A 26194-nucleotide genomic window follows, 5' to 3' on the forward strand; every position below is an offset into this window, starting at 1 on the left:
CTCCACGCGTAGCACGCCGTGGCCAGCACGCAGGTAACGCCGATGTACAGCGCGTCCGCGTCCAGCGCCAGGCCGCAGCCCGCCGCGACCGACGCCGCCAGGCTGCACGCGAGGCGCGCGATCGCGATGACGCGCTCGGTTGTCCAATTGCTCGTATCCATCCGTTGGTCCTCTCTCTTGTTCACAATCCAATATGACCGGCCGCTATGCCGATCACGATGCCTATCACCGATGTCAGCACGTAGTTGATCGCGCTCTCCCAGCGTTTGCCCGGCGCGGCCTCCAGGGCCGCTATCCTGTCGTCGGCGTCGGCCTGCCAGGCGCTGTGCGCCTCCTGCAGGGCCGTGAGCCGCACCACGCACTCGCGCAGCTCGTCTATCTCGCCTCCGTGGGCGTCCAGCCGCCGGTCGTGCTGCTCGATGGCCCTCTCGTGGGCCGAGTGCTCGGCGCACGAATCCATCGCATCACCTCCTTAGCCCGCCTCCGTCACCTTGTAGTTGAGCCTTGCGTATCCAGTGACGGGGCGGCTCGCCTGCGCGAGGACGGCCCCGCCGGCAGAGATCGCTCCGCCGTGCTGCAGAGCGCCGTAGATCGTCCACGACCCGTTGCTGTTGTCGCCGTTCGAGAACGTGACGCACGGGTAATCGCCGCATCCGGGAAACATCTGCCTGATCGTCGCGTTGTCCCAGACGGCCACGGTCTCCCCGCCGGCGAAGTTGACGACCGCCGAGCCCGACCATTCCTTTTTGACGGCGGCGCCGTTGAGCGCGAGCGATCCCCACACCTGCACGTCGCCCTTGGCGAGCACCCCGTGGCTGTTGCAGGCGACCCCGGCGTCGTTGGGCTGTACCGTGCCGTCCGGCAGCGTCGTGCAGGTGGTGAGCGCGATGGAGGTCGGGGCCATGACGGCGAGCTGGTCGGTGTCGGCGTAGTAGCCGATCATCCCCTTTCCGCCGCAGAGCCTGATGATGGCGTCGACGGAGTTCGCGGCCAGCTCCAGAACCCCGGCCTTGAGGCGCGCTAGCACCGTCGACCCCGAGCGCACCGACACGCCCTCGCCGTCCACGTAGACGTTGCCCCCGGCGGGGTTGCCGACGGTCGCCGTGATGCCGTAGAGCGGCGTGTTGCACACCTGCCAGTACGCCCCGTCGTAGACCATGTCGACCGTGGCCCCGGCCGTCCAGTAGGCGGAGTTCGCGCCGTTGAGCCTGATCTGCTTGGCCCCGGTCGAGTTGACGTTGAGCGTGGGGCTCGCGGCCGTGTTGGCGTACGTGAACTTCACTCTCAGCGACGCCCCGGCGACGAGCGAGAACCCGGCCACCGTGGACGAGGGAACCTTGGCGGCGGTGGCCGATGCCGTGTTGCACGCCGCGTAGAGCGTCTTGTTGAGCGCGTCCCCGGCGGCGTCCTGGGCTGCTTGCGCGGCGTTGTACGCCTGCTTCGCGGCCTCGTAGGAGCTGGACAGGGACACGTCCGAGTACGACCACGTGTTATCCGACAGCACCGTCAGCTCGCACGTGTAGAGGCTGTTGGTGGCGCCTGCGGTGTACGCCGGCTCCGTCGCCGTCCAGCCGGCGGGCGGGTTGGACGCGGGCTTGGCGGGCTTGGCGAGCGTGGACGACTGCAGCTTGTAGTAGCGCGCGACGCTTGCGACGTCGACGGTCCTGCTGAGCGTCACCTGCGCCTGCGCCTTGACGGCCACCTAGCCCTCCAGCTTGGCGACGTAGGACGCCTTGCTGTCGACGTCGCCGGCGGAGATGGTGAGCGTGGCACCCGTGGCCACCGCCGTGGTGCCGCCGTCCTTGTACCATTTGATCGAGCCGAGCGCCGTCAGGGCCGCGCCGGTCACCTCGGTGCCCGCCTTGTAGACGTGCGCCGTGAGCACCGTGGATATGTCGGAGTTTTTAAATATCAGGCCGTTGCTCGACGTGATGGCGAGCGTCAGCGCGTCGGCACCCGCCGCCCCGTTGGAGCCGTTGCGCGAGACGCTGTACGATGTCGTGGACTTGCCGTCGGAGTAGGTCACCACGGTGCGCGTCCACAGGTACTGCCCGGCCGAGGTGGCAGGAATCGACGTCGCCCACGTCCCGGTCGGGGTCGCGGTGCCGCTGCCGGAAACCTGGTACGTAACCGCCGTGGAGGTCACCGTGACGGACGCTCCGTCGCTGCCGTTGACGGGGTTGCGGGACACACTGTAGGACGTGGTGGACTTGCCGTCCGAGTACGACACCACCGTCTTGGTCCACAGGTACTTGCCGGGCGTCGTCGCCGGCACGGACGCCGCCCACGAGCCGGTCGGGGCGGCTGTGCCGCTGTCGCCCTGCTGGTAGGTCACCGACGTGGAGCTTACCGTGACCGACGTGCCGTCGGTGCCCCTGAGGGCGACCGCCACGCTGAACTCCTTGGTTATGGTGACCTCCCCGCAGTGCACGGGTATCTTCACCACGCCCGCCGTCCGAAACGACGCCGCTGCCGACACGGTGATGACGGGAGAGCCGCTGTTGGCGTTGACCGACACCGTGATGCCGGCCGGGCACGTGCACTCCGACGCGGTCACGGTGGCCGTGGCGGGATCTGTTCCGACGATGGCGACGACCTGAGTGGTGCAGCTGCCCGCCACGGCCCCGGTCGTCGTGCCGGGGAAGGTGTACGATTCCGACGTGAGCATGATCGACACGCCGTCGGTGATGTCCACGATTGTTACCTGTCCTGTTGCCTTCTCGGCCATAAGCTAACCAGCTCCTTTTCAAATGATAAGAGTCGCCGTGAACACCGTCTTGACGTCCACGTCGTCGGGCGAGACCGTCAAGGCGAACCCGTCCTCAGAGACGCGGGGGTCGCCGGCCGAGATGGTTCCGAAGCCGGGGTCGTCCACCCGCTGCCACCTCCACTCGATGCGCGCGGCCGGCCCGTACACCTCGCGCATCCTCGCCGCGTCGGCCACGCGCTCGCCTCCCTTGGTGATGATTACGCGAAGCTGCGTGCTTATCAGATTATTCTTGAACACATAGCCTCGCGAAGAATCGACGTAGAGCACGGTGGCGTCCTCGCCGTCCCTGCCGGTGTTGCCCGTCATGACGGCCGGTGAGCCCTCCACCGTCGTGCCGTCCCCGTAGGCCGTCACCGCCCGCCGCCACACGTAGACGCCATCTTCCCAAGATGGAGTCTCGTCCGACCAGCCGTCCGCCGGGGGGTCGCTGTTGCTGTCCGATATGGCGTACTCGTCCCACGACGCCACCACGGCGGCGTCCGCCCTGATCGCCGCGTCCTTGGCCTCCTGCGATATCGCCGCCACGCTGCGGGCCGACTCGTCGGCCGCGACGCGGGACTTCGAGGCCGCCTTGGCCTGGGCGCGCGTGAGGGTCGGCATGAGAGCCCCGAACGAGTAGCGGTCGTTCGAGGGGTCGAGCAGGCCGAGCGCGACCGCCGAGCACGTCATGCGCTGGCGGACGCCGTGGGGCTCGCTCGTCACCAGCACCTGCTCGTGGAGGCCGACGGGGCCGGAGGGGCCGCGAAGGTCGAAGTCCGCCGCCGAGCACTCCACCGACTCCAGCGCCTCGGAGGACGAGGCGAGGTCGCGCGCGCACGCCGAAAGCAGCCCGTCGGGGGTGGACACGTCGTAGTCCCGCGCCTCCTGCACGACGCCGTACCTCCTCGCGGCCTCGGTGTCGCGCATGGCGTCTCCGTGCACCCAATAGCCGTGGTACGTGCCGTCGGTGACCGTCTCCAGCCCGAACCTCTCGTCCCCGCCGGTGGCGGTCGGCACGATCTCGGTCACCACGTCGGAGGCGTCGCGCTCGACGGCGAAGTCCACGATGTTCTCCCCGAAGCACGCCTCGCGGCCCTTGTCGGCGTCGCCGTCGGACAGGAGGTCGAGCACCCGCACGCCGTTCTCCCACCGGGCGCGCAGGGACAGCCCCAGGGGCTCGACCAGCTTGTCGCGCACCTCGTCGCGGGTCTTGGGCCGCTGGGTTGACGAGCGGGTGACGGCGCCCGTGGCCTCGCAGCGGCCGACCGCGAACCGCTTCTCCGGCCCCACCTGCTCGTTGTGCCGCTCGACGTACCAGCGGAACAGGTCTCCCGCGCCCCTCGGGGCCACCTGCGCCCACTCGTCGGACTCGTAGGTGCCGTAGGGGCGCACCACCGAGTCCGAGAGGTAGGAGAGCTGCCCGGCCGCCTCGTAGGAGACGCACGCGAGCCCGTCCATGCCGTCCGAGAGCAAACGTCCCCGGAAGACCTCCTCGCCGTCGACCTCCACCGTCACCTCGCGGGTCGCGTCCATCGCGGCCATGCTGCCGGCGAGCGGGTGCGTCGGGGGCAGCGCGAAGGAGAGCGTCCCCGCCGAGCCGTCCTCGAGCCTCAGCGTCGCCGAGACCGCTTGCGGCCCGAACATGGGGTCGTGGACGACCTCGCCGTCGTAGAGGACGCGGCGCACCTACGCCACCCGCTCGTACATGTACACCGCCTTGTAGGGCGGCAGGGCCTCGGCGTCCTGCGTGTAGCCGATGCGCTGGTTCTCTTCGGCGGCCGAGGCGGTGATGGCCCACTTCTTGGTGTTGGCCTTCTGCACGATGCTGCCGTACGCCGGGGTGTCGCCGGCGGGGCTGTAGTAGCCGTACATGGTGCCGGAATCGAAGCCGATCGGCATGAGGTGCTTGTGGGCCTTCGAGCCGCCCGTGGAGCCGGCCCCGAAGGCGTCGCCCGCGCCCACCAAGAACACTCCCTCTATCCGGCTCCACGTGCCGCCGTAGATCGCCTCGAGGTCAACCTCGACGCTGGACTGGACGATCATGCCGACCCAGCTCGCAGCCTTGTCCAATTTGTCGAAGCTCTCCGCGATGGCCTCGACCGTCTCGGTCACCTCGTCGTTGACGTTGGGCTTGGCGAGCCCCATCGTCGCCGTTACTTCCATGCTGCCTCCTAAAGGTCGTACCACTTGTACTGGACGTAGGCCCCGAACTCGTCGCCGGGGCTCGCGGGGTGGCTCATGGAGAGCCACGTGCGCCCGCGCATGGCCTCCCACGGCCTGCCCGCGTAGTTGGAGAGCGGGTCGGGGTCCTGCAGGGGCTTCCCGCCGGCCGCGACGTGCGAGAGCAGCTTGCCGGCGAGCGACGCCCAAGCCTCCCCCCGGTAGGCCGCCCACGTCTCGTGGGAGTACTCGGGGTAGGTGTTGATGGTGACGCGGTTCGCGCCCTGGCGCAGGACGAGGCCGTCGAGCTCCCACGAGCCCGGCCCCACCTCCCACGTCCTGCCGCCCTGGGACACGAGCGCGCGCCTCTCGACCTCCACGGTCGGGCGCACGGGCTTCCTGCCGCTCTCCAACGTCACCGCCACACCGCCGGCGGAGTTGACGCGGTAGGTGCGGGTCTCGCGCAGCTTGTAGGGGTCGGCGTCTACTGTCAGCTTCACGGATCCCCTGCGCTTGGAAGATTTGGACGTGTCGAGCGCAACACGCCCGAAGTACGTGTGGTCCTTGTCCCAAGAGCACCGCAACGCGACGCGGCGACCGTGGTAGGCGTTGCGCAAACGCAGTGCCGTGCCTTGCCAGTCGTTGCCGCGTACAGCCAAGCCGAATTCGAGCTTTCGGTTCTTGTAGACGGCTCCGCCGGAAACGGAATCGGTTAGGTCTATCGATCCGTCCCCTCCAGGGATGTCGACCATGTACGTCTTCGGCTCAGGTTCGGAAATCATGACGGACGAGAGGACCACGCCGTACTCCACGAGCCAAACCCCGTCGATTTCGATGTCGTCCCTCATCGGCTCCTCCTTACTCTCAGCTCTCCCATGGCACCGTCCATGGCGGGTGCGAGCTCCCCAACAAGAGCTCCGGTGTCCGTCACGACCTTTATCGCCCCGGATTCGATCAACCGAACGAGATTCGACAGCATTTCGAGCACGCTCTCGCCGTCGTTCGACCTTGAAGGGTCTATCCGCACATCGGAAACGGGATCGACGTTCGAAAGCGGTGATATTGCGGCATCGTATGCGCAGGGAGCCGAATCGACCTCGAAACGCGCGGCCATGGAGTCAGACACGCCAGACATAACTCCCGACATCGCGGCAACTGCCATCGACGCGCGCCCCGAGATGCCCTCGGCGAGCGCCTCCGTGATGGCGCGCCCGGAGTAGAGCGACCAGCCCTTGCCGGAGAAAGGGCCGGTCTTCGCTGGGGAGAACGGCAGGAACGAGCGAACAGCCCCCAGCACGTCGGATATCGCACCTGTTGCGAAGTCGATGGCACCTTTGATTCCGTCTGCAAGCCCTTCCACGATGGCCCTGCCCGAATCGCTGAGCCACTTTCCGCATCCGGCGAAGAATCCCGTGATCTTGTCCTTGATGCCCGTGACGACGTCGTACACGGCGTCCACGCCGTCCTGCGCCGCTCTCTTGAGTCCGTTCCAGATGTCGGAGAAGAACTGCTTGATGCCGTTCCAGACGCCTTCCCAGTCGCCGTTTATCGCGGACGTGACGATGCTTATGACGTTCTGGATCGCGGTCATCGCAACGTCCACAACGTCCTCGACTACAGGCCACACCGCGTCGAAAACAGCCTGTATAGCCCCCATGGCCGACTCGATCACCGACTGGATGATCGGCATGGCCGTCGATATCGCGCTGACTATGGCCGATATGACCGGCATCACGAGCGACACGATGGCGCTCACTATCGCCACCACGACCTCGATGATCGTCTTCAGCACGGGAACCAGCACCGACACGATAGTGGAAATGACCGGGGCGAGCGCCGAGACGATCTGCAGTATGACGGTGATAACCTGACCGATAACCGGCAGCATGGTCGATACGATGTTCGTAACCATCGGAAGAACCGTTGCGGCGAGCCCTTGCAGCGCGTTCCCCACAACGTCGAGCATCGGCGCGAGACCGGCCCCAATCTGCTCCACGAGGGCAATCACCGTGTTCCTGAACCCCTCGTTGGTGCTCATGAGGTAGACGAACCCTGCCGCGAGGGCCGCAACGGCCGCGACGACGAGCGTGACGGGGTTGAGCATGCCTCCGAGCACCGTCACGAGCCCCTTCACGCCGCCGCCGCAAAGCGTCACGGCGGAGCCGAACGTATTGAGCTTCGTCCCGATTGATGCCACAACGCCGCCGACCGTCGATGCGATGTCCGACAATCCTCCGACCTTCGCGGCGAAACCGCCGACCGTCGATGCGGCTGCTGCGATGGGGGCGTGGAGCTTCGCGAAGGCGGCGGCGAACAGCCCCCCGAAGGCGATTGCTTGGGCTCCTCCTTCCTGCAAGAAGCCGATAAGGTTCTGAATCGGTTGCGGAAGGCTGCCGATCTTCCCCTTGACCGATTCAATGATAGGTTCCACTCTCGAGCCGAGCATGTCGAGGAATTCGCCCCAGTACGCCTTCAGCAGCGCCACCGGAGAGGTTCCGGCGCGCACCGCGCCTACGAACCCGTTGACCTTGCTTATGAGCGCGCCGAGCGCCGTGCCCTCGAACGTCGCCTCAAGTCCGACCTTGAACGCGGAAAGGAAGCTCCCGGTGTTTCCGAGGGCTTCCGTGAACGCCTCGATTCCAGAAACAGCACGACCAGACACGGCCTCAACGAACCGCGTGAACGCCTCAACGGCAGGGTCGAGCACTTTCGACACCGCGTCGATGGCCGGGATGAGGGCAACGAACACTCGGCGAAGCCCATCGAGAGCCGGGCTTGCAAACTTCGCGCCGACACGCGACAGCGCCGCCATGACGTTTGACATGGCCCCCTGGAACGTGGCGTTCGCACCGCTCGCCGCCTCTCCGAAGGTCGCCTCCATGGCGGCCGAGAACGTGGCGAAGTCGATCTGGCCGGACGAGACCATCTTGGAAACCTCGTCGGCCGACTTCCCCAGGTACTTGCCCAGGGCGGCGGTAGCGTTGATACCTCGCTCCGTGAGCTGCAGCAGCTCGTCTCCTCCTACCTTGCCCTTCGCGGCGACCTTCGAGAAGATCGCCCCTACGTCCTCCATGGACGATCCAGACATGGCCGCCACGCCCGCGACCGACTTCAGGGCTCCCGTCATCGCGTCGCCCGACGCCACGCCGGCGGCGCCGAGCTGGGTCGCGACGGTGGCCGCCGCGTCGAGCCCGAACGCCGAGCCGGCGACGGCCTCGTTGCACGATGCCATCGCGCTCTCCACGTCCATGCCGAGCGCCTTGAACTTGAACGTTGCCTGGTCGAGTTTGAGGGCGCGAGAGATACCGCCTCCGAGGGCCAATCCGCCGACGGCCGTTCCTATCGCGGCGACAGCCCCGACGCCGACCTTCGCCACGCCCTTGAGAGCCGACCCGATGCCGGACGAGATCGACGATCCCATCGCCTTGCCGGATTTCGACACATCAACACCCGACAACTGGGATTCGATCTGCTTCTGCGCGCCCTTGAGCGACGGGATGAGCGTCACGTAGGCGCTAGCCAGCTCGGTCGCCACTGGCGGCCTCCTCTCTCAGCCTTTCGAGCGTTTCCAGGTAGTCGTCGGCGTCGATCGCCTCTGCGTCGGGATTAGGCGCGCTGACCTTCGGCCCGATGGGTTTGGGGCGGTTGCTGCGCCTCCTCTTGGCGTCCGCTTCGAGCCACACGAGGTCGCGCGCGGCGTTCACCATGGCGGCCGACAGCTGCGCTTCGAGCGTCCAGGAGTTCTCGGGGTCTATCGCAAGGTAGGTGCGCGAGTCGGACGGGAGCATGACGGCCAGGTCGGCCGCGTGCATCGCCGTGTAGCCCCGCCCCATCCCGTCCAGGTTCAGCCCGTAGTACTGCTGGAAGTCGGCGCGGAGCTGCGCCGGGTAGGCTCTCCTCCACCCGGCGAACCTCATCAGTTTTTTGCATCCACCGCCTCCATGACGGCGACGAAAAACTCCGAGGCGCGCGACACGGTGACGAGCCCGCGCGCGTCTTTGAGCTTGTCGAACACCTCTTCGCTCTGTTCGCGGAAGATTCGATTGAGTATCTTCTTGAACTTGAGAGCGTCGCCGTTCTGGAAGTCGTCGAGCATGTCGAGCAAGTCGATGTCGTCGAACACGCGCATGTCCACGTCCACGTCGATGCCCATAACCGAAACTCGCTCCACGCCGGCCTCGGCCTCCTTCACCGCCTCGATCTTCTCCTGCTTCGTCTTGGCGCCGCCAAGGTCGATGCCGTGGGCCTTTGCGTAACCTTCGATCTGGGTGATCGTCATTTCCTCAAGGCTCTTCATCAGGCCACCGCCTCGATGTACTCGTAGGTGGTCTTGCCGGCGTCGTCGGAGAGCGCCTTGACGGTCGCCTCGTAGGCGATCAGCTCGTTGCGCTTGCGCGGCACGTCGCCGATCTCGCCGCACTTCGCGCGCGGGATTACCAGGCGGTCGAGCTTCTTGCCCTTGAGCACGGTGTCGACGACCATGACCACCTCGTCGCGGTCGTCTCCTGAGTGCATCACCTTGATCGCGGCGTCACCTTCGGCGGGAATGACCACGTTGTCCGCTCCGTAGACGAAGCCGAGCACGTCCGCGTTCATGTGCTCGATGTAGGTCATCTGGTAGGTCTCGGCGAACGAGGTCTGAGGGGAATCGACGATGTTGCCCTCCCAGTCGGGAATGTCCTCGGAATCGATCTCCTGGGACTGCACCACACCGTCCTCGCTGATGCACCCCAGGCACTTGAAATCGTCGGGCAGCGCCGTCTTCGCGTCCGTCGGCAGCTCCGTCCCCGCAGGAGCCACGAAAACCGCGCCTCCCGCCTTCGGCTTGCCTACGCTGACGTTTGCCTTGTTGTTGGTCTTTGCCATCTCTCCTCCTGAAACGAAAAAGCCCGCGGAAGGCGGGCGTTTGATTTCCTCATGTTGCGTGCGCGACTAAACGTAGACGGCCATGTCGAGCACGACTTGGTAGCGCGGTTCCTTTTTTGCCGTCGGGTGGCGGTGCAGGCTGTTCACGGAGCATTCGGCGACATCCGGCTCGTCCTCGATCGAACCGGCCAGCGAGGCAACCTTCCCGGCGAGTTCCGACGCGTCCACCATGCTTCGCGCCCAGCATTGGACGGCGATCATGGATCGGTCGATACCATCTTTCCCGAACGCGCCGCCCGTCCTCTCCACAGTGACGAACACACCATGCGGCTTTTCGTCCTCCGACGGCACCTCCCCGTACACGGGAACGCCGCAATGCTCGCCGAGCCATGAAACGACCAGCTTCTCGACGTTCAAGGTGCTCACCTCCCGGCGTCGATGGACTTGAGTAGGGTGTTGTGCTTCGCGTTCGAGGCCCTTGCCAGCGCCGCCCGCCTCGACTTGCCCGGCGGCGTCTTGACCATCGCGTGGGCTCTGTTCGCGCCGGCACGTACGTCGGCGTCGTATTCGCCGCTGCCTACGGATTCGGCCCTTTTTTTGATGGCCTGCGCCCTGTCCAGCAAGTCCACCTGCACCTCGACGGAGTTCAAGAGCTCGCGCGAGCCGGAAGGGCTCATCACGACTTTGACGTTCCTAGCCATCAACGGTCTCCACTTCAACAACGAGGTTCCACCTGCCCGGGACGTTCTCATCGCCGTACCTCTGGGGATTGCCGATGACTTTGAAGGACTTCCCCCGCACGACGACGCTTTTACCGTACAGGTCGCTCTGGTACGTTTTCGGAAAGTACAGCGTGCAGGCCGCCACGGCGCCGTCCGGGCGGTTCGCCTCCGATGCGGATACTGCCGGACACGGTGCGACCAGCACGTCGTCAACCGGTACGGGAACCTCCTCGCGCACCGCCTTGTTGAAGCCGTCGACTCCCGTTTTGGAAACCTCCAAGACCTCGACCGTCTCACCACGTATCATCCGCCACCCCTATCTCCGGGCGGATCGAACCGATGCGCATGCGGCCTATTCCGAGCCGCATGCGCTCGGCCTTGGTGACGTACATGTCCCCGGTGGCGTTGGCGTACGTCGCGCTGCCCGAGAACGGCCCTGCGGTCATGGTCTGCTGCGTGACTCCGTACATATCGCCAGCGGCGCTCATCGAACGCTGCACCATGGAGCAGTTGATCGACCTCAAATTCGCAGCCTGCAGCTCGTCGTCGGGATCGACTTCAACGCCGGCGCGTTTGAGCATCGACATGAGCAAGGCCGCACCGTCGTCCAGCAACGATGAGGCGCGGCCCTTCTCGTCGTTCGACAGCTTGCGCCAACGCGCCTCAAGGTCGGCAGTCGTCGCAAACGGTTCCACGCCCTACTCCGCAGCCTTGATAGCGGCCAGGATGTCCGCCTTGAGCGTGGCGGAGCCAAGGTCGATGCCGTGCTCGGCGGCGTACGCCTTGAGTTCTTCCACCGTCATGTCTTCGAGGGCCTTCTCCGACGTCGAAGCGGGCACGATGACGCCTGCCGGGTACTTCCCGCCAAGGCGCGTGAGCGGCACGGCGACCTGGAAGCCCACGCGGAACACGACGCGCAGCGCCTTCGTGTCCTGCTGCATGAGGTTCAAGATAACCTTGCCGTCGGCATCGGAGATAACCCCCTCCTTGAACAGGTCGTAGGTGATGTCCTGGCGGATGCCGATGACGAACTTCCCCCAATCGGCGGCGAGAAGGTCGGCCTTCGAGCCGTCCCACACTCCGGTGGTGACCTCGTTCAGCGGGTACCCGTACAGCCCGGACACGGGAGCGCCCGCAAGCGACTGCGTGTAGATCGGATCGCCGTTGGCGTTGCGAAGGCCGACGAGCTCCCACTGCATGCCGGGCTTCGACGCGAAGCCGTTGATGCCGAAGCCCTGCCCGGCGAGCATCTTGCCGATCTCGGCGACGTCGACGCCGAGATCGGCCCCTGTTCCGCGCGCAACCGTGTTCCCCGCCGTGATCGCTGCGGGAACTATAGCCTCGGGCCATGAATCGGGCTTGTCGACGCCGAATAGCGCGGCCTCGTCGACCTTCTTGCCGATGGCCTCGTTGAGAAGCGGTTTGACGGTGTCCCAAAGCGGGACGTTGGCGTCGTCGATCAGCGCGTCGGGGATGGGCACGATGACGGCCAGCTCCTCGGCGGTGATGTTGATGTTCTTCCACGCGGCCTTCGTGGTCTGCTTCATCCCCGTGTCACCGTTGACCCAGTACGCCTCCGGAAGCGTCGCCAGCACGGGTTGCTTCGCCTTCTTCGCCGACAACCGCACGTTCTTAGCTCGGGATAGCACGACGGAGTTCTTCGGCGTCTCCTGGATGATGTCGTTGATGATCTGGTCGGGCAGGAGCACGTCGGTCAAGTCGGCTCGTCCGTTGATGGTGCTGTATTCTGGCATGGTGGTTCCTTCCTATAGTCCTTGCATGATCGCCTCGCGCAGAGGATCGCCGGCCTGTCCTTCGTCGGTGGAGGGGCTGCCCGCATCGACGACGGGTGCCGCGTCCTTCGCGAAGTGCTCTTTCAGCGATTCCGCGTGGGCTTCTATCTCTTCCTTCGTGGAGCCTCGAAGCACGTTGGCGGGAACCCCGCTCGCGGCGCTTGCCTCCTTCTTCCACGCGGTCACTTCCTCGGCGGCGTTCTTCTCCGCCAACTCGCCCTCGGCCGTGTCCGCGCGTGCCTTCTCCGCGTCGAGCTCGCTCTGAAGCTGCTGCGTTTTCCGCTCGTGCTGCTTCTCTAGGCGGTCGATTCGCGCTTTGATGCGCTTGTCGAACTCCTCTTGCGTGGTGATGGGAGAGAACTCCTTGGGAGCCGTCCCGTCCTGGTCCTCCGGTTTCGGAGTGGGTCCTGCCTCAGGCATCGAATGCCCCTTTCCCCGCCCTTGGCGGTCGTCTGAGCGACTTTCCCCGCAGTCGCCGCGTGCGCCCGGTTCCGGGCATGAAAAAAGCGCCCGCAGGCGCTTGATTCCGTTTTGGCCTAGCTTGCCGATCAGCCGTCAGCCGCGGCCCGCGTTGATCGCGTCGCTTCTTCTGCTCAGCTTCTCCAGGTATTTCTGGTAGTTGTTGCCCTTGTCGCGCTCGGCGCGGAGCCGCATGTAGTCGTAGTGGTCGGACTCGGCCCATTTTTCGTACAGCGCGTCGGGGTCGTACCCTTCGACTCCGGCGTCGTCTCCGAACCCGACGACCACCCTGCAGTCGCAGTGGTCGTGGAAGTGGTCGAACTCCCCTGCGGTTTCCCTGTTCGCGTACACGAACCCGCGCGAGGCCAGCATGACGCAGAACATGCACGTCTCCGACCCGGACGGAACGCGCGCGAACTTCGCGCCCCTTCGTCCGTCGCGGACGGCGTTCTTCGACACGGTGTCGTTCGCCGCCTTTTTGACGAACCGCGCGAGCGAGGCGGCGCATGCCCTGCGGAACGCGTCGGCGTCCGGCTCTTGCCCGAACAGCAGCTTCGCGCTGTATCGGACGCTCCCGGCCACGGACGCGTCCGTGGCAGTGTCCGCAAGCACGGCATCGGCGACGGAGGCGCCCGCGCCATCGGCGATCTCGTTGTAGAAGTCCGCCGCCAGCGTCGCGGCGGCGTCCCCGTAGCGGGCGGCGAGCATCTGAATCCGCTCGACGACCGCATCGCGGGCCGCCTTCTTCTCGTCGTAGCCTCCCGAGAAGTCCAAGCCCTTCACGAACGCTTCGAGGTCCCTCACCGCCTCCTCGGCCTGCCGAGACACGGCATCCGCGTATGCTTCATACGCCTGCGCCTGCAATATCATCGCCAGCACCCCCCACCGCGCCTGCCACGGCGTCCACGGTCTCGCTCGCGTCGTCGGCATCGTCGAGCATTTGTTCGGCCTCGTCGGCGTCTATCCCGATTCTGGCAAACAGCGCGACGGCGTTTTTTCGCGTGACCTTGCCTGATTTGAAGCTCTTCAATATCGACGCGATCTCGTACATGGTCGCGCTGTTGTCAGGTTGCTGCTGCTGGGTTTGCAAAAGCGCGCGCGATTCGGCTTTCCGTTTGTCAGACAGAAGCGTCATGATCTGCGTCTCGTCGTAGCCGAGCTGTTCCAATGCAACCCTCGACTCGCCGATCCACGGGATCGCGTCGATCTGCTTCACCATCGCGTCGGACTGGCTCACGATTGACGGCATGGACGGGTTCATGAACCTCGGCCGGACGGTTTTCTCGTCGTCGCTCAGATCGGCGACGCTTTTTCCGCGAGAAACGGCCAGCATCAGCTTGGCAACCCTCACCAAGGACGACCTGTTGGCGCGGTTGAAGTTCGCCGCCTCAACGACCGCGTCCTCCTTCGAGGCGTAGATCGCCTCCGCCGAGGACGGGTTGTCGTGGATCACCCCGAGGCTGCTGACGGGGATACCCGTCGCCCCCGAGAACCTAGCGGCGAGGAGCCTCATGTAGTCCGAGTGCGACTGCATGTTGCCCTGGGAGAACTGGCCGACCTGCGGAACGTCCCCCTCCTCGTCTTTCGTGAGCGCGAGCCAGTTGCCAACGTACTGCTCCCACTTGCCCTTGTCGTCGAAGATGCTGTCCTCGGCACCGAGGATGTACTTCTGCGGCGCCGTGAAGAACTCGGCGGACACTTCGGATCGCAGCGCCTCGCGCACCGCCGAATCCGATATCGACATGACGGCGCGAGAGATGCGCGACTTGCCGAACGGCCTTCCAAGCCTCGGCTTGCATCGGATGGCCTCCATGAGCGGCGCTCCTTGAGAGTGCTCCGCACGACGCTCGAGTACGTATCGACCGTTGCGCGCCTTGCGAAGGCTCAGGACGCATGAATCGGTGAACATGTTCATCCTCAAGGCGCCTTTTATGCGCCCGTCCCTGTCCAAGTCGAATTCTGCGACCGCGAGCCCGCACTTGATGCGTTTTTTTCGATCATCCCATATAGCTGCGGCATCCCTGGCCGAATGGGCGGACACGATGACGGATGGCTCACCCTTGACACCCTTGGTGACAGTAAGAAAAGCACATGACGATATCAACGCATCCGTGACCGCCTGGGAATACGTCGCCAGAAAGTCGTTCTCGTCCATCACCTCGTTGAGCTCGTCGTTTTCCTCCATCCCGCGAAACGTGAAGCCTTCGAGAACGGCCCTGTCGGCGATGTAGTCGACCGCTTTCTCGGGCCACTCGACCACCGTCTCGATCCGCTTCAGCGGAGGCGGGATGGAAATCCCCAAGTCCTTCAGACGGTTGTGGGCGTTGTAGTAGCGTTCGCGGACGACATTCCGCTCGCGCTTGCGCCACCACACCGACAGCAACGCGTTGAGGTCGGCCAGCTCTCCGTCCGTCAGGCCCGTTACCGCCATTGCGTGCGGAATATCGCAGAGGCTCACAGCAGCCTCACCTTCCTTCCCGGATTGCGCTTGGTCGTCATCACGCCCCAATAGGCGAGCGTGGCCGATTCGACGGGGGTCGAGTCGTCCCCGCCCCAACCCCACCCGCCCTCGCGGCCTATCGGGCGCTTCGTGGCGCTCGTCACGGATTCGTCGAGGGCGGGTTGCCCGTAATGAGATATCTTTTTCTCCCGAACGGCGTTGAGGAAACGCGACGACGAGGCTATCGCCCCGCCAGTACCCGCGACCACGACGGCCTTCTTCGGCATGCCGCCTTCGCGCAGGAGCGTCACGAGCGTGTCGGCCTGCGATCTTCCGTCCACGACGACCGCCGCCGTGTCCGCCTTGCGCTCGATGAGCCAATCGGCTATCCAGGTAACCCCGTCGCGCATCGAACGGTGCTCTATCAGCTCAACGTAAGGCGTCCCGTCGCGGGGTTTCAAAGCTACCGAAAGCGCCATATTCGCACCATCGGGAGAGAACTTCACGCCGAACGCCCTCTTCCCGCCCGAAGGCGGTGCGTCGGTCGCCAAAGCGCCCCATTCGGCGGCGCCGATGACCGCGTTCGCGCTTGCCGAAGACCACCAGCCCAGGCGTTCGCGGGCGAACCCGTCCTCGCTCATCGAGGTGAGCTCGCTTTCGGTGAACTCCTCGCTGATGCGGATGCCCATGGCCGGATTGGTCGCGTACCAGCGGTCGCGGTCGGCCACGTCGCCGATCGACTCGACGCTCCACTCGTGCCATGCGAGGCGCTTGTCGGATCCCTCAATCGCGGCTTTCCTCGTGCGGCCGAACACCTCCCCGGGCGAGTTAGGCCCGGGAGGCGTGCCGGTGTAGATGAACTGCCGATTCCCCGAAGGTGCGGCGGAGAGCGTCGGGAGCATCGCCTCCAGCTGCTCGTCGGTCAGCTCCTGCGCCTCGTCGAACACCACCACGTCCACGGTGAACCCTCGCGCCGTCCCCCGAGAGCGCGCAGAGAACTCGATAGAGCCGCCGTTGGCGAGGACGATCGCCTCTTGCCCGTTCGTGCGCCTGATCTGAACCACCATGGCGGCAAGCTCGGGGTACTGGCGCGCGTTGTCGAAGAACGAGCAGAGACGGATAAACGCTTTACGGGCCGTTTTTACTTCGTGGGCCGTGTGCAGTATCTTCTCTCCGTTCGCGCACATGCCGTACAGCTCGCGCATTTCCAGAATGCCGTTCTTGCCGTTCTGCCGCGGAACGGAAAGTCCGCACGTGGTCGCGGTGTACCGGTCTGCAGCATCGCGTCCGAGCCATGCGTCGAGGACGGCTTCCTGCCACGGGTCTGGTGACAGCCCGTAGGCCGACGCCAACTCGGCCGCGTCGCCTCCGTCCGTGTACTTCCGCTTCGGCTCAAGCCGGACGCGAGGCTCTTGCGACCCTCTTCTCGCGGTTCGCCTGGATGACATAAAGGGCCGTCTCCTTCCGCGCTCCACTTGGCTTCTTCTCCGGCTCGTCGTTTATTCCGAGTTGTTTGTTCAGTGCTCGTATCTCCGCGCTCGCCTGCTTGAGCATGCCGACCTGCGGCATGGCCTTGAGGTCGCCCATGTCGTTCATGTACGCGACGCGCACGTCTCCGCTGGCATCCATGTCGTCCATGCACCGCGCGACGATGGCGTGCCATTGGCACAGGAGCTCTAGCGTGGGGCTGTCGGATTGGGCGAAATCGCGCCCTTCGGTGAGTTCGTCCCACTTGCGCGACTTGAATTCACTCGCGAAGATCGAAACTGGCTTGTCTAATCCCATGTCACGCCCTCGTTTTCCTCAAAATCCTCAGGTTGCCCGCCTTCGCGTGGGGGATGACCCAGTAGCCCGTATCGGGGTTGTAGTGAAAATCCGTCTCGCGACCATGGCGCTTTGCCGTCCTCAGGTCGGTGCTGTAGGAGATTTCGACCTCGTAAACGTTATCGCCGTACAGCTTCGCCGTTTCCGGCGACGAGGCAAGGTAGAATCCTCCTCCCCATGCCTGATGGCGCTCGTTGGAAAACGATGCATCGAACGCGTCGAATTCGGCGAACGATCCGTGGTACGCCACGGCCTTCTTCATGCGCCCGTCTGCTGAGGCGACTCCGTAGCCACGGCTTCCCGGCATTTCGACGTTGCGCGACGCGCTAGCCGCTCCCCTGCCGCCCATACAAGCCTCCAAACATGAACAGCCCGCGCCGGGGCATGAAAAAGCCGCCCGTGGGCGGCTGTTGCAAGTTCCGTTTTGTCGATCCGGCTATGCTCACTCAAGCGGCATATTGAGGAAATTACCCTCGTACATGATTACGTTTCCGTCTTTGTCGCTATAGACTCCATCCGGCATGAGGTTCCCTTCCGCATCACGGAGCATTTCATCATCGTCCCAATAGAATCCGTCGGGGAGCTTTTCGATGTCATCCATGTTGTTTCTCCAATGCGAATCTCAGTCCATATTTCGATGCGTTTGACTCTAGCCATTCCTGCGCCTGCTTGACGGTTTTCCCACTGCCGAGAAACCTACTGTACGCTGATGCCATTTTACCCCACTGCGGGTTGTTAGACGACTTCTTCAGCACGGCGGTTCCGTTGGTTTTCGTTGTCGCCCGTATTGCCACCCCGCCAAGCTCCCCCGTCACCTTGATGTCGGCGACGGAGAACGCCGCAGCACCGCTCGGGTGGTTATGGGTTACGGTATTCCCCTTGACGAGGACGCTGTCATTGCCGAAGTTCACCGAATTTTTCCCTCCCTTGCGAGCCGCCAAGACAAAGCCGTCTCCATCAACGATCAGCCCCGTTTCGTAAGTATGCCTTGCCATATCCTTTTCAACACGGGAAAAGGTGGCTTCCTGGGATACTTTGTTGCCCGTAATGGTCTGGTATCGCGCTGTTAGAAGTTTCTCCGACGGCGTTTGATCTAAGTTGCTTCTGGTCGATAATAACCGCTCTCCTTTTGCCGTCTGCGACCACGATCCTCTACCGCCCATGTCCTCCCCGACCCTCGAACGCGGTGTTCGCCGCATACTCCACGACTTCCGCATCGCCGAAATCTAATCCGATGTCCCCTCCGTAGAGCAGCACGCGCTTTGGGTGCAACGCCGACATTGCGGCCGCCATGCCGTCGCACCACGCAGCAAGAGCAGCCTCATCGGTTTTCACGCCTACGGTGGAAATGGCGACCGTCGCTCGCTTCGGCAGGCCGTCGAAGCAGAACGCGTAGCTTCTCTGGTCGCTCCACGAGATGGTCGGCACAACCTTGACGCCGTTTCGCTGCCACCAATTGCCCAGCGCTCGGCGTCGGTACTCGTTCCACCGCTGCATGGGAAGCGGCATGTCCATGTAGCACGAGAAGTCGGGGGTCAGCACGCAATCGAACCGCTTGAGCAGCTCAAGGTACTTCTCCGGACTGTTCCAGACGCGCTCGAACTGGTAGTCGTCTATGAAGAAGTGGACGGCGCAAGCGCAGTCCTTGGCGGTCTTTGCGTAGTTGAAGCCGAGCAGCTTCTTGGGCCTCGCCATGCAGCCCTTCATGATCGGCATCCCAGTTTTTCCGCAGTGCGAAGCGTTCACAAGCCGGAGGTTGTATGCGTCATCGGTGCGCAGCCGCTCTGCACCGTACGGCTTGAGGTCGCTCTTGAAGTCGAAGGCGAAGCGCGACATGTCGATCTTGTCGCCAAGCTGCGCGGCCTCCGTCTTCAACAGAGCGACGTTCCATGTAGCCACCTCGCCGGTCTTGTTGTCGGCGAGCCGGAACGCCTTTATCTGCTCCGGCGTGAGCCCATCGCAAAAGTCGATCTTGTCGTCTGGGATTTCTTCCCACCCAAGCGATTTGCAAGCCTCCCAACGCGTATGCCCTGCGACGATCACGGGATTGTCACGGCCTTCGAGCACGATCTGGCCGCGCAGGCCGAATTCCTTGATGGACTCGGCCACCACTGGCACGGCCTTGTCGTTGTGGCGCGCATTGCGCTCGTACGGCCTTATGTCGTCGATTCTCACGGCAGATCACCGCCTCTCGTGATAAAAACCAACCTCGGGGGGATACGGGCGCTATGCCTCCGGGGTCGCCTCGGTATAGGGGGAGGGGATAGCCCCCACCCTCTTTTTAGGTTATGTGAATGATTTGCATTACCAGTCTCTTGACCTGGGCAAAGGAGAACACAATGGCCCCTTCTGCAAAATATGATTGCTTTTTCTCTGGTTGCATATTCTGTGTGCTGCTTGCAGGTTGTCCCTTGAGAAAGGTGATCCACCCAATGATACTGGCACTATCTCATCAACCTCGAAGCTCATAGGATGCCCGGCTGGTAGCGAATAGTCTATTGGCTTGCGACATATACCGCACGGATCCCCCCTGCTCTTTAGCCAGTTCCTCAAACTCCTGCGCTTAGCTCCGTTGCTGTACCTTGGATTGCCCATATACACCCCTAATATGCGGTTATATAGCGCCCATCCATAGGGCTTTCGCAGTTCGAGAAACAGGTGAATATGTCATCGTATGTAGAAGCTTCTACTATGGCCCCAATATGCGGCTTTGAGCGAGGAACCGGCACCCCGCACGCCCTCAGCATGGCGCGGCTCAGGGCTGTGTCGCGGCGCAGGGCCGCTCGGACCATGTACTCGACGGTGACCATGGCGCCCCCTTCCGGGCATAGAAAAAGCGGCCTCCTCTCGGATGACGGCTTTGCCTGAAAACTTCTGTTTACACGATATCAAAGATCTGGGTGCCTTTGGGTGCCCGATTATATTGCCGGATGCCTCGGGTCGCGCCACTCGGTTGGCATCACGTCGTAGAACTCCGTTATAGCTCGGCGACGCATCTTCATCATCCCGTCCCACGTGTACCCCATGTCAACGCACACGCGCTCCCATGTCCGGCCCAGAAGGTAGTGGCTCGTGATCGCCTGCACGTGCTCCGGTCGCTCCATCAGCCTCACGCATCCGTGCGCCGTCTCTTGCTCTGCGACGTAGGCAGCGAGCTCCGCGCAGTAGTCCTTAACGAGCTCTTGCAGCCTTGCAACAGTCTCGACCATCTGGTCGGTCTGCGCTCTCCTTGCTCCGCATTCACCGTACCTGATGGCTTTTAGGCCGTCGGCGAGCTCGCGCTGGGCGTCTACTTCGGCGCGAAGCGCGCTTGTCCTGCACGACAATGCGCGCACATGTTCCAGATACGCCCGCGCCTGATCGTACCTGTACCGCTCAATCTCCGTTTCCTCCGCCAAGCTGCCTCCTATGCCGTGGTATCATTCGCCTTGGGTTCGGGCCGGGGCGGCAGCTTCGGCCTTGTTTTATTTACCGGTGTCGTTCTTTCGCCTGGCGGACATATCGCTCTTGTGGTGCATTTCGAGCAGGTCGATCAGCGCGAGCACGTCGTTCTTCCTCATCCCGTCGCGCGCGTATTGGCGGGCTTTCTCGGCCGCCTCGTAGAAGTCCCTCGGTGCGCTCACCAGCCCGTCCAGCTCGTCCGCCTGCTCCTTGGTCACGTCGTCGAGGTAGCCTTCCCCGTATTCGCTCGCATCCCACGCGTCCTGTTGAGCGCGCTCGATCAGGTCGCACCCGTCGACTGACGGGCGGAATTTGACGACCCGCCCCACGTAGAACACGTTCGTCGGAGGCCCTGGGAAGTCATCGTCGAACAGGTCGGTTCCCAAGCCCTGCAACGCGTCGGCGTGCTGCCTCATGCCGTCCTCGACGGCTTCTTCGCGCGTCGCGAACGTGTCCCCGTACCAAGTGCCGTCGGGCGATCTGTTGTTCATCCATTCGTTCATGCCTGCTCCTTCTCCACTTTCGTGAGGCCGTCCAACGCGCACCCTCCCGAGTACCCTTCGAGCAGCACGCATTCTGTCCCGCATACGTCCCAAGGCTCGGAGCGGACGATCCACACCCTGCCCTTGTTCTTGTCGGACGCGTAATAGCGATCGTTCATCGTCACCTTTTCACCGATCATCGCTCCGCATCCTTCGCGCCCTGGACGTCGTAGTAGCCCCTGGCGTCGTTCTTCTCGTACACGGCTCGCACGGCGTCGCCCGCGTCGAGGCCGTGATCCCTTTCGAGGATGCGCAGCATGGTCTCGCACGCCTGGATGACGTCGACCACCTCGACGGCGACGGCAGCAACGGGCGACCTGCCGGAAACGCAATCGCAAGCCGCCGAGAACGCCTCGTCCACCTCCTGCGCGACGGCCACGATCTGGAGCAGCTGGTTCACGCTGCAATCGCGCGCCCACTTCGTCGGCGGGAACGTGTATGCGAAATCGGTCATTCTACATCGCCTCCAAAAGCGTTATCCCGTCCAGCACGTCGAGCGCCTGCCGCTCGGCGTAGCCGGCCTCGGCCCCCAGCTTGCGCGCCTCCCCCGTCTCGTAGACGGCCTCCATAACCGCGAGCACGCTCACCTCCCATGGGGCCTTCGCCAGCCGGTAGCCGCCGTGCTTTCCGGCCATCCCCTCGACTATCCCGGCCTCCCGGAGATGCTGCGCGAGCTGGATCAGGTAGTCCCTAGGGGCACCGGTCGCCTTCGATATCTCCTTCGAGGACGCGGTGCCGCCGTGCCTGGCGAGGTGGCAGCACATGCGCAGGGCGTAGTCCTGAGCAGCGTTGATCAGCATGGCGCATCGCCCTCTCTTTCCTCGATGAACACCAGGGCGAGATCGCCGGCGGCGAGCTCGACCATGCGCGCCGTCCGCCTCGCCGACGCGTACTGGCTGTCGAAGTGCCCGTCCGCCGAGCACAGTCGGTCCCACACCCACTTGCACACGGCCTCGAATCGCGGGACGTTGCCTTGCGATATCTCGTCAAGCGTCGTATCAGCTTGCGGGGAAGTCGTGCCTACTATGGCGTCGAGGATGTTCGCTATTTCGTTTTCGCTCACGCTCATTCCGCACCCCCGATCAGCGGCTTGGCGCCGTCGACGCGTGCGCACACGGGGGCGTGCGAGCAGGAGACGACGGAGCTCGTGTACGCCGTCTCGCTGTGTCCGCACATGCGCACGTCCTCGACGTCGACCGTCACGTCCGCGTGCGGGCAGTTGAGGCAGGGTTTCCACAGGCGTATCTCGATCATGCCGCATCGCCCCCTATGTCAAGGTCGTGCTTCTCGGCCCAAACACGCATGAGGACCGCGTACTTTCTAGCGTTGTCCAGGTTGATGCGGCTCGTCTCAAGGTCGCGCCTGGCTGAAACGATCATGATGGAGACCCATGCGATCATCAGAGAGACCAGGATCAAAGTCAAAGCAGCTTCGACGCTCATGCCTCATCGCCTCCCTTCATGTAGTTCGCAGGACACAACGACATCGAATCCGTTTCTGATGACGCCATAACGGCCACCGCGCATGCAAGCTCGGTCCCCGGCGCTTCGAAGTTGAAGATCAACCACGCGCAGTCCGAACGGCACTCGTCGGTGCTCACCGAGCGGCGGTCGCCGCCGAAGGTCATAGGGCACTTCATGCCGTATCGCCTCCCGTCTTGCTCCGCTGCATGCGCTTGAAATCCTCGATACCGCCCAGAAGCCTGTCGACGCGCACGTCGAAGCGGTATGAGACGGTTCCTCCGCCCCACGGCTTCGGCCCGGCGATCCGAACATCGTCAACATAGAGGCTCGGGCCTTCGCAGCCGGATACGACCTCGAACGTAATCGTTTCGCTCATGCCGCATCGCCCCCCATAGTACCGTCATCATCCCCGCCGGCTCGCGCATCATTGGGCTCAGACGCTTTGAGGTCGCACCAGCAGTCCTCGCAAAGGGGATCCGTCGTATAGCTCATGTTGTCCTGGAATATCTCGTCGATGTCGCGCCCGCATTCGGAGCAGAATATTCCGCCCATGGCTACTCGCCTCCCATCGTCTTGTCGAATATCGTCATCTGAGAGAGCTCGGCGGCAACCCGTTCGTTCGCGAGCCGGCAGTACTCCTCCGACACCTCGAAGCCGACGAAATGGCGTCCCGTCCTCACGGCCGCTATCGCCGTCGATCCCGAGCCCATGAACGGGTCGAGCACCGTGCCTCCCTCGGGGCAGATGCCGAGCATGTGCTCTATGAGCGGGACGGGCTTCTGGGTAGAGTGGATGCGGTCCCGCGTCGGCTCGGGGGCCTTCTCGAAATACCCTCGCAGGCACGGCCCGTCGTTGCGCATGCCCCCCTTGGACGACCACACGCAGTACTCGGCGCTCGCCGTGAACTTGCCTTTCTGCGGGCGCGCCGCCGGCTTGATCCAGGGGACTATCCCCCGATAGACGAAGCCGCCCATCTGCACGGCGTCGACCGTCGCGGCTATCTGCCTCCAGTCCGTGAACACCATGGCGGCGGCCCCGTCCTTGAGCACGCGGTGGCACTCCGAGAGCCAAAGGGCGCACCACTGCGTGTAGCTGCGCTGGTCGCGGTTGTCGCCGAAGAAGTCGGGCTTCACGTCAGCGACGGACCTCTGGTACTTGACGGACGTCCTCGCGTTGCGGTCGGAGCGGTGCATGCCGCCCGACGAGTACGGGGGGTCGGTGAGCAGGCAGTCGACGGACTCGTCGGGAAGGTCCCGCAGCGCGGAGAGCGAGTCGCGCCGCTCTATCCGGTCGACGACGCACGAGAGGTCGGCGGCCCCGCTCATTCCGCCCCTCCCGTCGTCTTGGCGTCCAGTGCGCGCTGGCGGGCTGCGAACGCCCTGATCACGTCGGCAACCGTGTCCGTCGGGTGCCGGTCGAACCAGTCGTCTAGCGAGAATTCGTCTATCTCCTCGTCCATGCGCTCTTGCGAATCGGGCATGGTGTGGGTGAGCTGGGCGGCTCGACGCATCGTCGTCGCGACGGTATCAAGGTCGAGGCAGCGGCACTTCGCCACGCTGCCATCGAGCGACAGCACTTCCAGACGCTCGTCGTACTCGCCGTACACCGTCTGCCCCGGCTCAACTGGCAGCCCGTCCGCTCCCAGCACCTCGGTCTCGGGGCGCTTGACGCGCTCTCCTGCTGCGTTTTCGAGGATCGCATCGAGCAAGCCGTAGCCGCTGCCGTCTAGGTGCAGAGCGACGGCCGTCACGTGCTCCGGCGCGTCGTCGCGCGTGACCGGCGAACCGTCGTCCCAGCAAGGCCACGTCAGATCGTAAGGCATCAGGCGTTTGTCCAGCTCTTTCATGATCGCGTCGTGCGTCGATTCCGAGTCTTCGTCGTCGGCCTCGATGCCGAGCTTCGCAAGCAATTCGTCGCGGCGTTCGACGCATTCGCGCAACACGTCAGAAATGGCCTTCACGACGTCCAACCCGCCCTGGGCCTCCGCCCAGTCGGCCGCCGCCTCGCGCCCGGCGTCCGGCTCCGGGGCGGCGTCCACGGCCTTGCGGATGCGCTCGGCGATGGCGTGTGCGGAGTTTGCTATTGACATCGACGGCCCTAAGAGGGATGACGGCGTTCCGGCAACGTCGCACAGCTGCCCAACGACATACTTCTCGCCCTCCCCGATCCGTTCAAGCCCGTCCGCCAGCCCCAGCAGAGCCGCCACGTCGACGTCCTGCCCGCCTCCGTGCTCTATCAGGTCGCACAGGCGGTCGCGTGTGAGGGCCATGTCGGTCTTCCACGACGTTTTTGTATCGCTGCGACTCTTGCTGTTAGTACCGAGCGCGTCAATCAAGGCGTCCCAGCAACCCTCGCCGCTGTAACAGTCTCCAGGATCGATAGCCCGCAGTCGCTCCACGACCTCGCACGCCTCGTCGGTCAGGTCGCGCTTGGCCGCAAGCTCATCGGCGTGCTCGCGCTCGATCTGGTCGGCGATGGCGCGCAGAGCTTCTCTGAGAGTTACGCCGCCCATCTTCGCGTCCCACTTTTCAGCCCGCGTTCCCAGCGCGCTCCACAGCGTTATACCGACAACGTCTTCCGCTAGCCCTCTCAGCTTCTCGATGCCGCTCGTATCCTTACCGTCCATCTTCGCCTCCTTCCAGCGCGCGCTTTATCACGTCGTTGTAGCGGCCGGTGTTGCCGTAGAGGCGCTTGCAGATCGCCATGGCGACGCCCTTCTCGGGGTCCCACTTGTCGCCCTTCTGCTTCTTCACGACCGTCTTAGTGCCGTCGTTCCAGTAGACGATCACAGCGGGCTTGTTCACGATGACGCGCTTTACGCTCGGGCACATGCGCGCCTGACGACGGGCAAGGCATGCCCTAACATCGCCGAACAGTGGATTGGCGTATTTGAGCGAGTCCAGCTCAGCGCCTACAATGTCTCCGATCCAGAATGTATCCATATCGCCCATGTCGGGTCTCCCTTCTTTTCAGTTTTCACGCGCGGCCCCCTCCGACCGCGTTGCGCATGCGTCCATGCTCCCGGGTGCCGGGCGGCGTACCGTTGCCGGCCCACGCGCCCTTCCGGGCGCCCCGTCCGCGCGCTAGGCGCGGGCCACCTCGTGCCCGCAGTACCGGCCGCCCTTGCCCAGCGCGTGCTTCAACGCGCCGGGTGTGCACCCGATATGGGCGGACGCCGCGGCTATCGACGGGAACAGCGAGCCGTCGACGAGCACGGGCTGCGATCTCGAATCTCGCCGCGATGGAGGTTTCTCCGCAACGGCCTCGGGCATCTTCTGCCTCCCGTCGTATCGGCGTCCTTTAACCTGCCCGTACGCCCTCATCTGCGCGACATCCTCAGCACGGCCGCCGCGAGCAGCAAGGCGATCACGAGGCATGACACCGACCTCATAGCAGAGCCGCCCATCGTCACATCGCCACCCATGGGCCGGCGATCGCGTCCTGGCCGTCATGCCCGCCGGATCCGTACACAAGCTTCGACGCGGGAGCGCCGCCTTTTTCGTCGGCGCCGTCGTCCATCGAATCGGCGAGCCAATCCAGGTAGCGCCGCGCCTTGAGGACGTCGGCGAGCCCGCCCTTGTGGCGGTAGCGCCACACGTACTTGACGACGTTCCCGGCGCAGTACGCCTCGAACCCCTCCTCGCCGAGGGCGGCGCGTATGCCGTCTATGCACTCAACGCCCCCCGACGTGTAGTGGCTCGGGTGCTCTATCTCGTTGCCGTCTGGCATCGTCTC

40 protein-coding genes are annotated in these 26194 nt (G+C 64.2%); all 40 read right to left on the reverse strand.

Annotated features, from left to right (window positions below; all coding sequences use genetic code 11):
* Nucleotides 1-181 precede the first annotated feature (181 nt).
* A complete protein-coding gene (locus tag HCH03_RS13850; RefSeq protein ID WP_221689957.1) occupies nt 182-460 on the reverse strand; it encodes a hypothetical protein in 279 nt (92 codons plus the stop codon).
* A 12-nt stretch (nt 461-472) separates the two neighbouring features.
* Entirely contained in the window at nt 473-1678 is a 1206-nt protein-coding gene (locus HCH03_RS13855; RefSeq protein WP_221689958.1) for a hypothetical protein, read from the reverse strand.
* 24 nt (nt 1679-1702) lie between these two features.
* Nucleotides 1703-2728, reverse strand: a complete 1026-nt coding sequence (locus HCH03_RS13860) for a hypothetical protein (RefSeq protein ID WP_221689959.1) — start codon at nt 2726-2728, stop codon at nt 1703-1705.
* Nucleotides 2729-2746: 18 nt separating this feature from the next.
* Complete coding sequence (locus HCH03_RS13865; protein ID WP_221689960.1) at nt 2747-4435, reverse strand: hypothetical protein; 1689 nt, start codon at nt 4433-4435, stop codon at nt 2747-2749.
* On the reverse strand, nt 4436-4912 hold the full coding sequence (locus tag HCH03_RS13870) for a hypothetical protein (RefSeq protein WP_221689961.1): 477 nt from the start codon (nt 4910-4912) through the stop codon (nt 4436-4438).
* Between the two features lie 8 nt (nt 4913-4920).
* Nucleotides 4921-5757, reverse strand: a complete 837-nt coding sequence (locus tag HCH03_RS13875; RefSeq protein ID WP_221689962.1) for a hypothetical protein — start codon at nt 5755-5757, stop codon at nt 4921-4923.
* A complete protein-coding gene (locus tag HCH03_RS13880; RefSeq protein WP_221689963.1) occupies nt 5754-8444 on the reverse strand; it encodes a phage tail protein in 2691 nt (896 codons plus the stop codon). Before HCH03_RS13880 ends, HCH03_RS13875 begins: the two co-directional genes overlap by 4 nt.
* Complete coding sequence (locus HCH03_RS13885) at nt 8425-8826, reverse strand: DUF5361 domain-containing protein (protein ID WP_221689964.1); 402 nt, start codon at nt 8824-8826, stop codon at nt 8425-8427. Before HCH03_RS13885 ends, HCH03_RS13880 begins: the two co-directional genes overlap by 20 nt.
* A complete protein-coding gene (locus HCH03_RS13890) occupies nt 8826-9188 on the reverse strand; it encodes a hypothetical protein (RefSeq protein WP_221689965.1) in 363 nt (120 codons plus the stop codon). The genes HCH03_RS13885 and HCH03_RS13890 overlap by 1 nt, the downstream gene beginning before the upstream one ends.
* 17 nt (nt 9189-9205) lie before the next feature.
* The gene (locus HCH03_RS13895; RefSeq protein ID WP_221689966.1) at nt 9206-9775 is read right to left on the reverse strand and encodes a hypothetical protein; all 570 of its coding nucleotides are present in this window, start codon (nt 9773-9775) and stop codon (nt 9206-9208) included.
* A gap of 66 nt (nt 9776-9841) precedes the next feature.
* Nucleotides 9842-10192 carry a hypothetical protein gene (locus tag HCH03_RS13900; protein WP_221689967.1) on the reverse strand — a complete coding sequence of 117 codons (351 nt, stop codon included), beginning with the start codon at nt 10190-10192 and terminating at the stop codon, nt 9842-9844.
* 5 nt (nt 10193-10197) lie between these two features.
* The gene (locus tag HCH03_RS13905) at nt 10198-10476 is read right to left on the reverse strand and encodes a hypothetical protein (RefSeq protein WP_221689968.1); all 279 of its coding nucleotides are present in this window, start codon (nt 10474-10476) and stop codon (nt 10198-10200) included.
* The gene (locus tag HCH03_RS13910; protein WP_221689969.1) at nt 10469-10804 is read right to left on the reverse strand and encodes a hypothetical protein; all 336 of its coding nucleotides are present in this window, start codon (nt 10802-10804) and stop codon (nt 10469-10471) included. The genes HCH03_RS13905 and HCH03_RS13910 overlap by 8 nt, the downstream gene beginning before the upstream one ends.
* Complete coding sequence (locus HCH03_RS13915) at nt 10791-11192, reverse strand: Gp19/Gp15/Gp42 family protein (protein WP_221689970.1); 402 nt, start codon at nt 11190-11192, stop codon at nt 10791-10793. Before HCH03_RS13915 ends, HCH03_RS13910 begins: the two co-directional genes overlap by 14 nt.
* Nucleotides 11193-11195: 3 nt before the next feature.
* Nucleotides 11196-12251, reverse strand: a complete 1056-nt coding sequence (locus HCH03_RS13920; protein WP_221689971.1) for a phage major capsid protein — start codon at nt 12249-12251, stop codon at nt 11196-11198.
* A gap of 12 nt (nt 12252-12263) precedes the next feature.
* Nucleotides 12264-12710 carry a hypothetical protein gene (locus tag HCH03_RS13925; RefSeq protein ID WP_221689972.1) on the reverse strand — a complete coding sequence of 149 codons (447 nt, stop codon included), beginning with the start codon at nt 12708-12710 and terminating at the stop codon, nt 12264-12266.
* Between the two features lie 135 nt (nt 12711-12845).
* Complete coding sequence (locus HCH03_RS13930) at nt 12846-13553, reverse strand: hypothetical protein (protein ID WP_221689973.1); 708 nt, start codon at nt 13551-13553, stop codon at nt 12846-12848.
* Between the two features lie 40 nt (nt 13554-13593).
* The gene (locus HCH03_RS13935) at nt 13594-15207 is read right to left on the reverse strand and encodes a phage portal protein (protein WP_221689974.1); all 1614 of its coding nucleotides are present in this window, start codon (nt 15205-15207) and stop codon (nt 13594-13596) included.
* Complete coding sequence (locus HCH03_RS13940; protein WP_221689975.1) at nt 15204-16637, reverse strand: hypothetical protein; 1434 nt, start codon at nt 16635-16637, stop codon at nt 15204-15206. The genes HCH03_RS13935 and HCH03_RS13940 overlap by 4 nt, the downstream gene beginning before the upstream one ends.
* Complete coding sequence (locus tag HCH03_RS13945; protein WP_221689976.1) at nt 16582-16974, reverse strand: P27 family phage terminase small subunit; 393 nt, start codon at nt 16972-16974, stop codon at nt 16582-16584. Before HCH03_RS13945 ends, HCH03_RS13940 begins: the two co-directional genes overlap by 56 nt.
* A 1-nt stretch (nt 16975) precedes the next feature.
* On the reverse strand, nt 16976-17275 hold the full coding sequence (locus HCH03_RS13950) for a hypothetical protein (protein ID WP_221689977.1): 300 nt from the start codon (nt 17273-17275) through the stop codon (nt 16976-16978).
* A 180-nt stretch (nt 17276-17455) separates the two neighbouring features.
* Nucleotides 17456-17614 (reverse strand): hypothetical protein, encoded by a 159-nt coding sequence (locus tag HCH03_RS13955; protein WP_221689978.1) that lies wholly within the window; start codon nt 17612-17614, stop codon nt 17456-17458.
* Entirely contained in the window at nt 17607-18176 is a 570-nt protein-coding gene (locus HCH03_RS13960) for a hypothetical protein (RefSeq protein ID WP_221689979.1), read from the reverse strand. Before HCH03_RS13960 ends, HCH03_RS13955 begins: the two co-directional genes overlap by 8 nt.
* On the reverse strand, nt 18166-19188 hold the full coding sequence (locus HCH03_RS16860; protein ID WP_221689980.1) for a DUF4417 domain-containing protein: 1023 nt from the start codon (nt 19186-19188) through the stop codon (nt 18166-18168). The genes HCH03_RS13960 and HCH03_RS16860 overlap by 11 nt, the downstream gene beginning before the upstream one ends.
* A gap of 129 nt (nt 19189-19317) precedes the next feature.
* Nucleotides 19318-19608 (reverse strand): HNH endonuclease, encoded by a 291-nt coding sequence (locus HCH03_RS16865; RefSeq protein ID WP_221689981.1) that lies wholly within the window; start codon nt 19606-19608, stop codon nt 19318-19320.
* A 323-nt stretch (nt 19609-19931) separates the two neighbouring features.
* Nucleotides 19932-20411, reverse strand: coding sequence for a hypothetical protein (locus tag HCH03_RS13975; protein ID WP_221689982.1), 480 nt, complete (start codon nt 20409-20411; stop codon nt 19932-19934).
* A gap of 66 nt (nt 20412-20477) precedes the next feature.
* Entirely contained in the window at nt 20478-20957 is a 480-nt protein-coding gene (locus tag HCH03_RS13980) for a hypothetical protein (RefSeq protein WP_221689983.1), read from the reverse strand.
* Nucleotides 20954-21136 carry a hypothetical protein gene (locus tag HCH03_RS13985; RefSeq protein WP_221689984.1) on the reverse strand — a complete coding sequence of 61 codons (183 nt, stop codon included), beginning with the start codon at nt 21134-21136 and terminating at the stop codon, nt 20954-20956. The genes HCH03_RS13980 and HCH03_RS13985 overlap by 4 nt, the downstream gene beginning before the upstream one ends.
* The gene (locus HCH03_RS13990; protein ID WP_221689985.1) at nt 21133-21450 is read right to left on the reverse strand and encodes a hypothetical protein; all 318 of its coding nucleotides are present in this window, start codon (nt 21448-21450) and stop codon (nt 21133-21135) included. Before HCH03_RS13990 ends, HCH03_RS13985 begins: the two co-directional genes overlap by 4 nt.
* Nucleotide 21451: 1 nt before the next feature.
* Entirely contained in the window at nt 21452-21796 is a 345-nt protein-coding gene (locus HCH03_RS13995) for an RrF2 family transcriptional regulator (protein ID WP_221689986.1), read from the reverse strand.
* On the reverse strand, nt 21790-22059 hold the full coding sequence (locus HCH03_RS14000; protein ID WP_221689987.1) for a hypothetical protein: 270 nt from the start codon (nt 22057-22059) through the stop codon (nt 21790-21792). Before HCH03_RS14000 ends, HCH03_RS13995 begins: the two co-directional genes overlap by 7 nt.
* Nucleotides 22060-22061: 2 nt before the next feature.
* Nucleotides 22062-22250: a hypothetical protein gene (locus HCH03_RS14005; protein WP_221689988.1), complete on the reverse strand. Its 189-nt coding sequence runs from the start codon at nt 22248-22250 to the stop codon at nt 22062-22064.
* A complete protein-coding gene (locus HCH03_RS14010; protein ID WP_221689989.1) occupies nt 22247-22438 on the reverse strand; it encodes a hypothetical protein in 192 nt (63 codons plus the stop codon). The genes HCH03_RS14005 and HCH03_RS14010 overlap by 4 nt, the downstream gene beginning before the upstream one ends.
* 193 nt (nt 22439-22631) lie before the next feature.
* Complete coding sequence (locus tag HCH03_RS14015; protein WP_221689990.1) at nt 22632-22835, reverse strand: hypothetical protein; 204 nt, start codon at nt 22833-22835, stop codon at nt 22632-22634.
* Nucleotides 22832-23011, reverse strand: a complete 180-nt coding sequence (locus tag HCH03_RS14020; protein ID WP_221689991.1) for a hypothetical protein — start codon at nt 23009-23011, stop codon at nt 22832-22834. The genes HCH03_RS14015 and HCH03_RS14020 overlap by 4 nt, the downstream gene beginning before the upstream one ends.
* A gap of 2 nt (nt 23012-23013) precedes the next feature.
* Nucleotides 23014-23784, reverse strand: a complete 771-nt coding sequence (locus HCH03_RS14025; protein WP_221689992.1) for a DNA-methyltransferase — start codon at nt 23782-23784, stop codon at nt 23014-23016.
* On the reverse strand, nt 23781-25085 hold the full coding sequence (locus HCH03_RS14030; RefSeq protein ID WP_221689993.1) for a hypothetical protein: 1305 nt from the start codon (nt 25083-25085) through the stop codon (nt 23781-23783). Before HCH03_RS14030 ends, HCH03_RS14025 begins: the two co-directional genes overlap by 4 nt.
* Entirely contained in the window at nt 25075-25410 is a 336-nt protein-coding gene (locus tag HCH03_RS14035; protein ID WP_221689994.1) for a hypothetical protein, read from the reverse strand. Before HCH03_RS14035 ends, HCH03_RS14030 begins: the two co-directional genes overlap by 11 nt.
* 132 nt (nt 25411-25542) lie before the next feature.
* Nucleotides 25543-25782, reverse strand: coding sequence for a hypothetical protein (locus tag HCH03_RS14040; protein ID WP_221689995.1), 240 nt, complete (start codon nt 25780-25782; stop codon nt 25543-25545).
* Nucleotides 25783-25867: 85 nt separating this feature from the next.
* On the reverse strand, nt 25868-26188 hold the full coding sequence (locus HCH03_RS14045) for a DUF3310 domain-containing protein (RefSeq protein WP_221689996.1): 321 nt from the start codon (nt 26186-26188) through the stop codon (nt 25868-25870).
* Nucleotides 26189-26194 lie beyond the last annotated feature (6 nt).

The organism is Gordonibacter massiliensis (ex Traore et al. 2017), assembly GCF_019731765.1.
Classification (GTDB): Bacteria; Actinomycetota; Coriobacteriia; order Coriobacteriales; family Eggerthellaceae; genus Gordonibacter; species Gordonibacter massiliensis.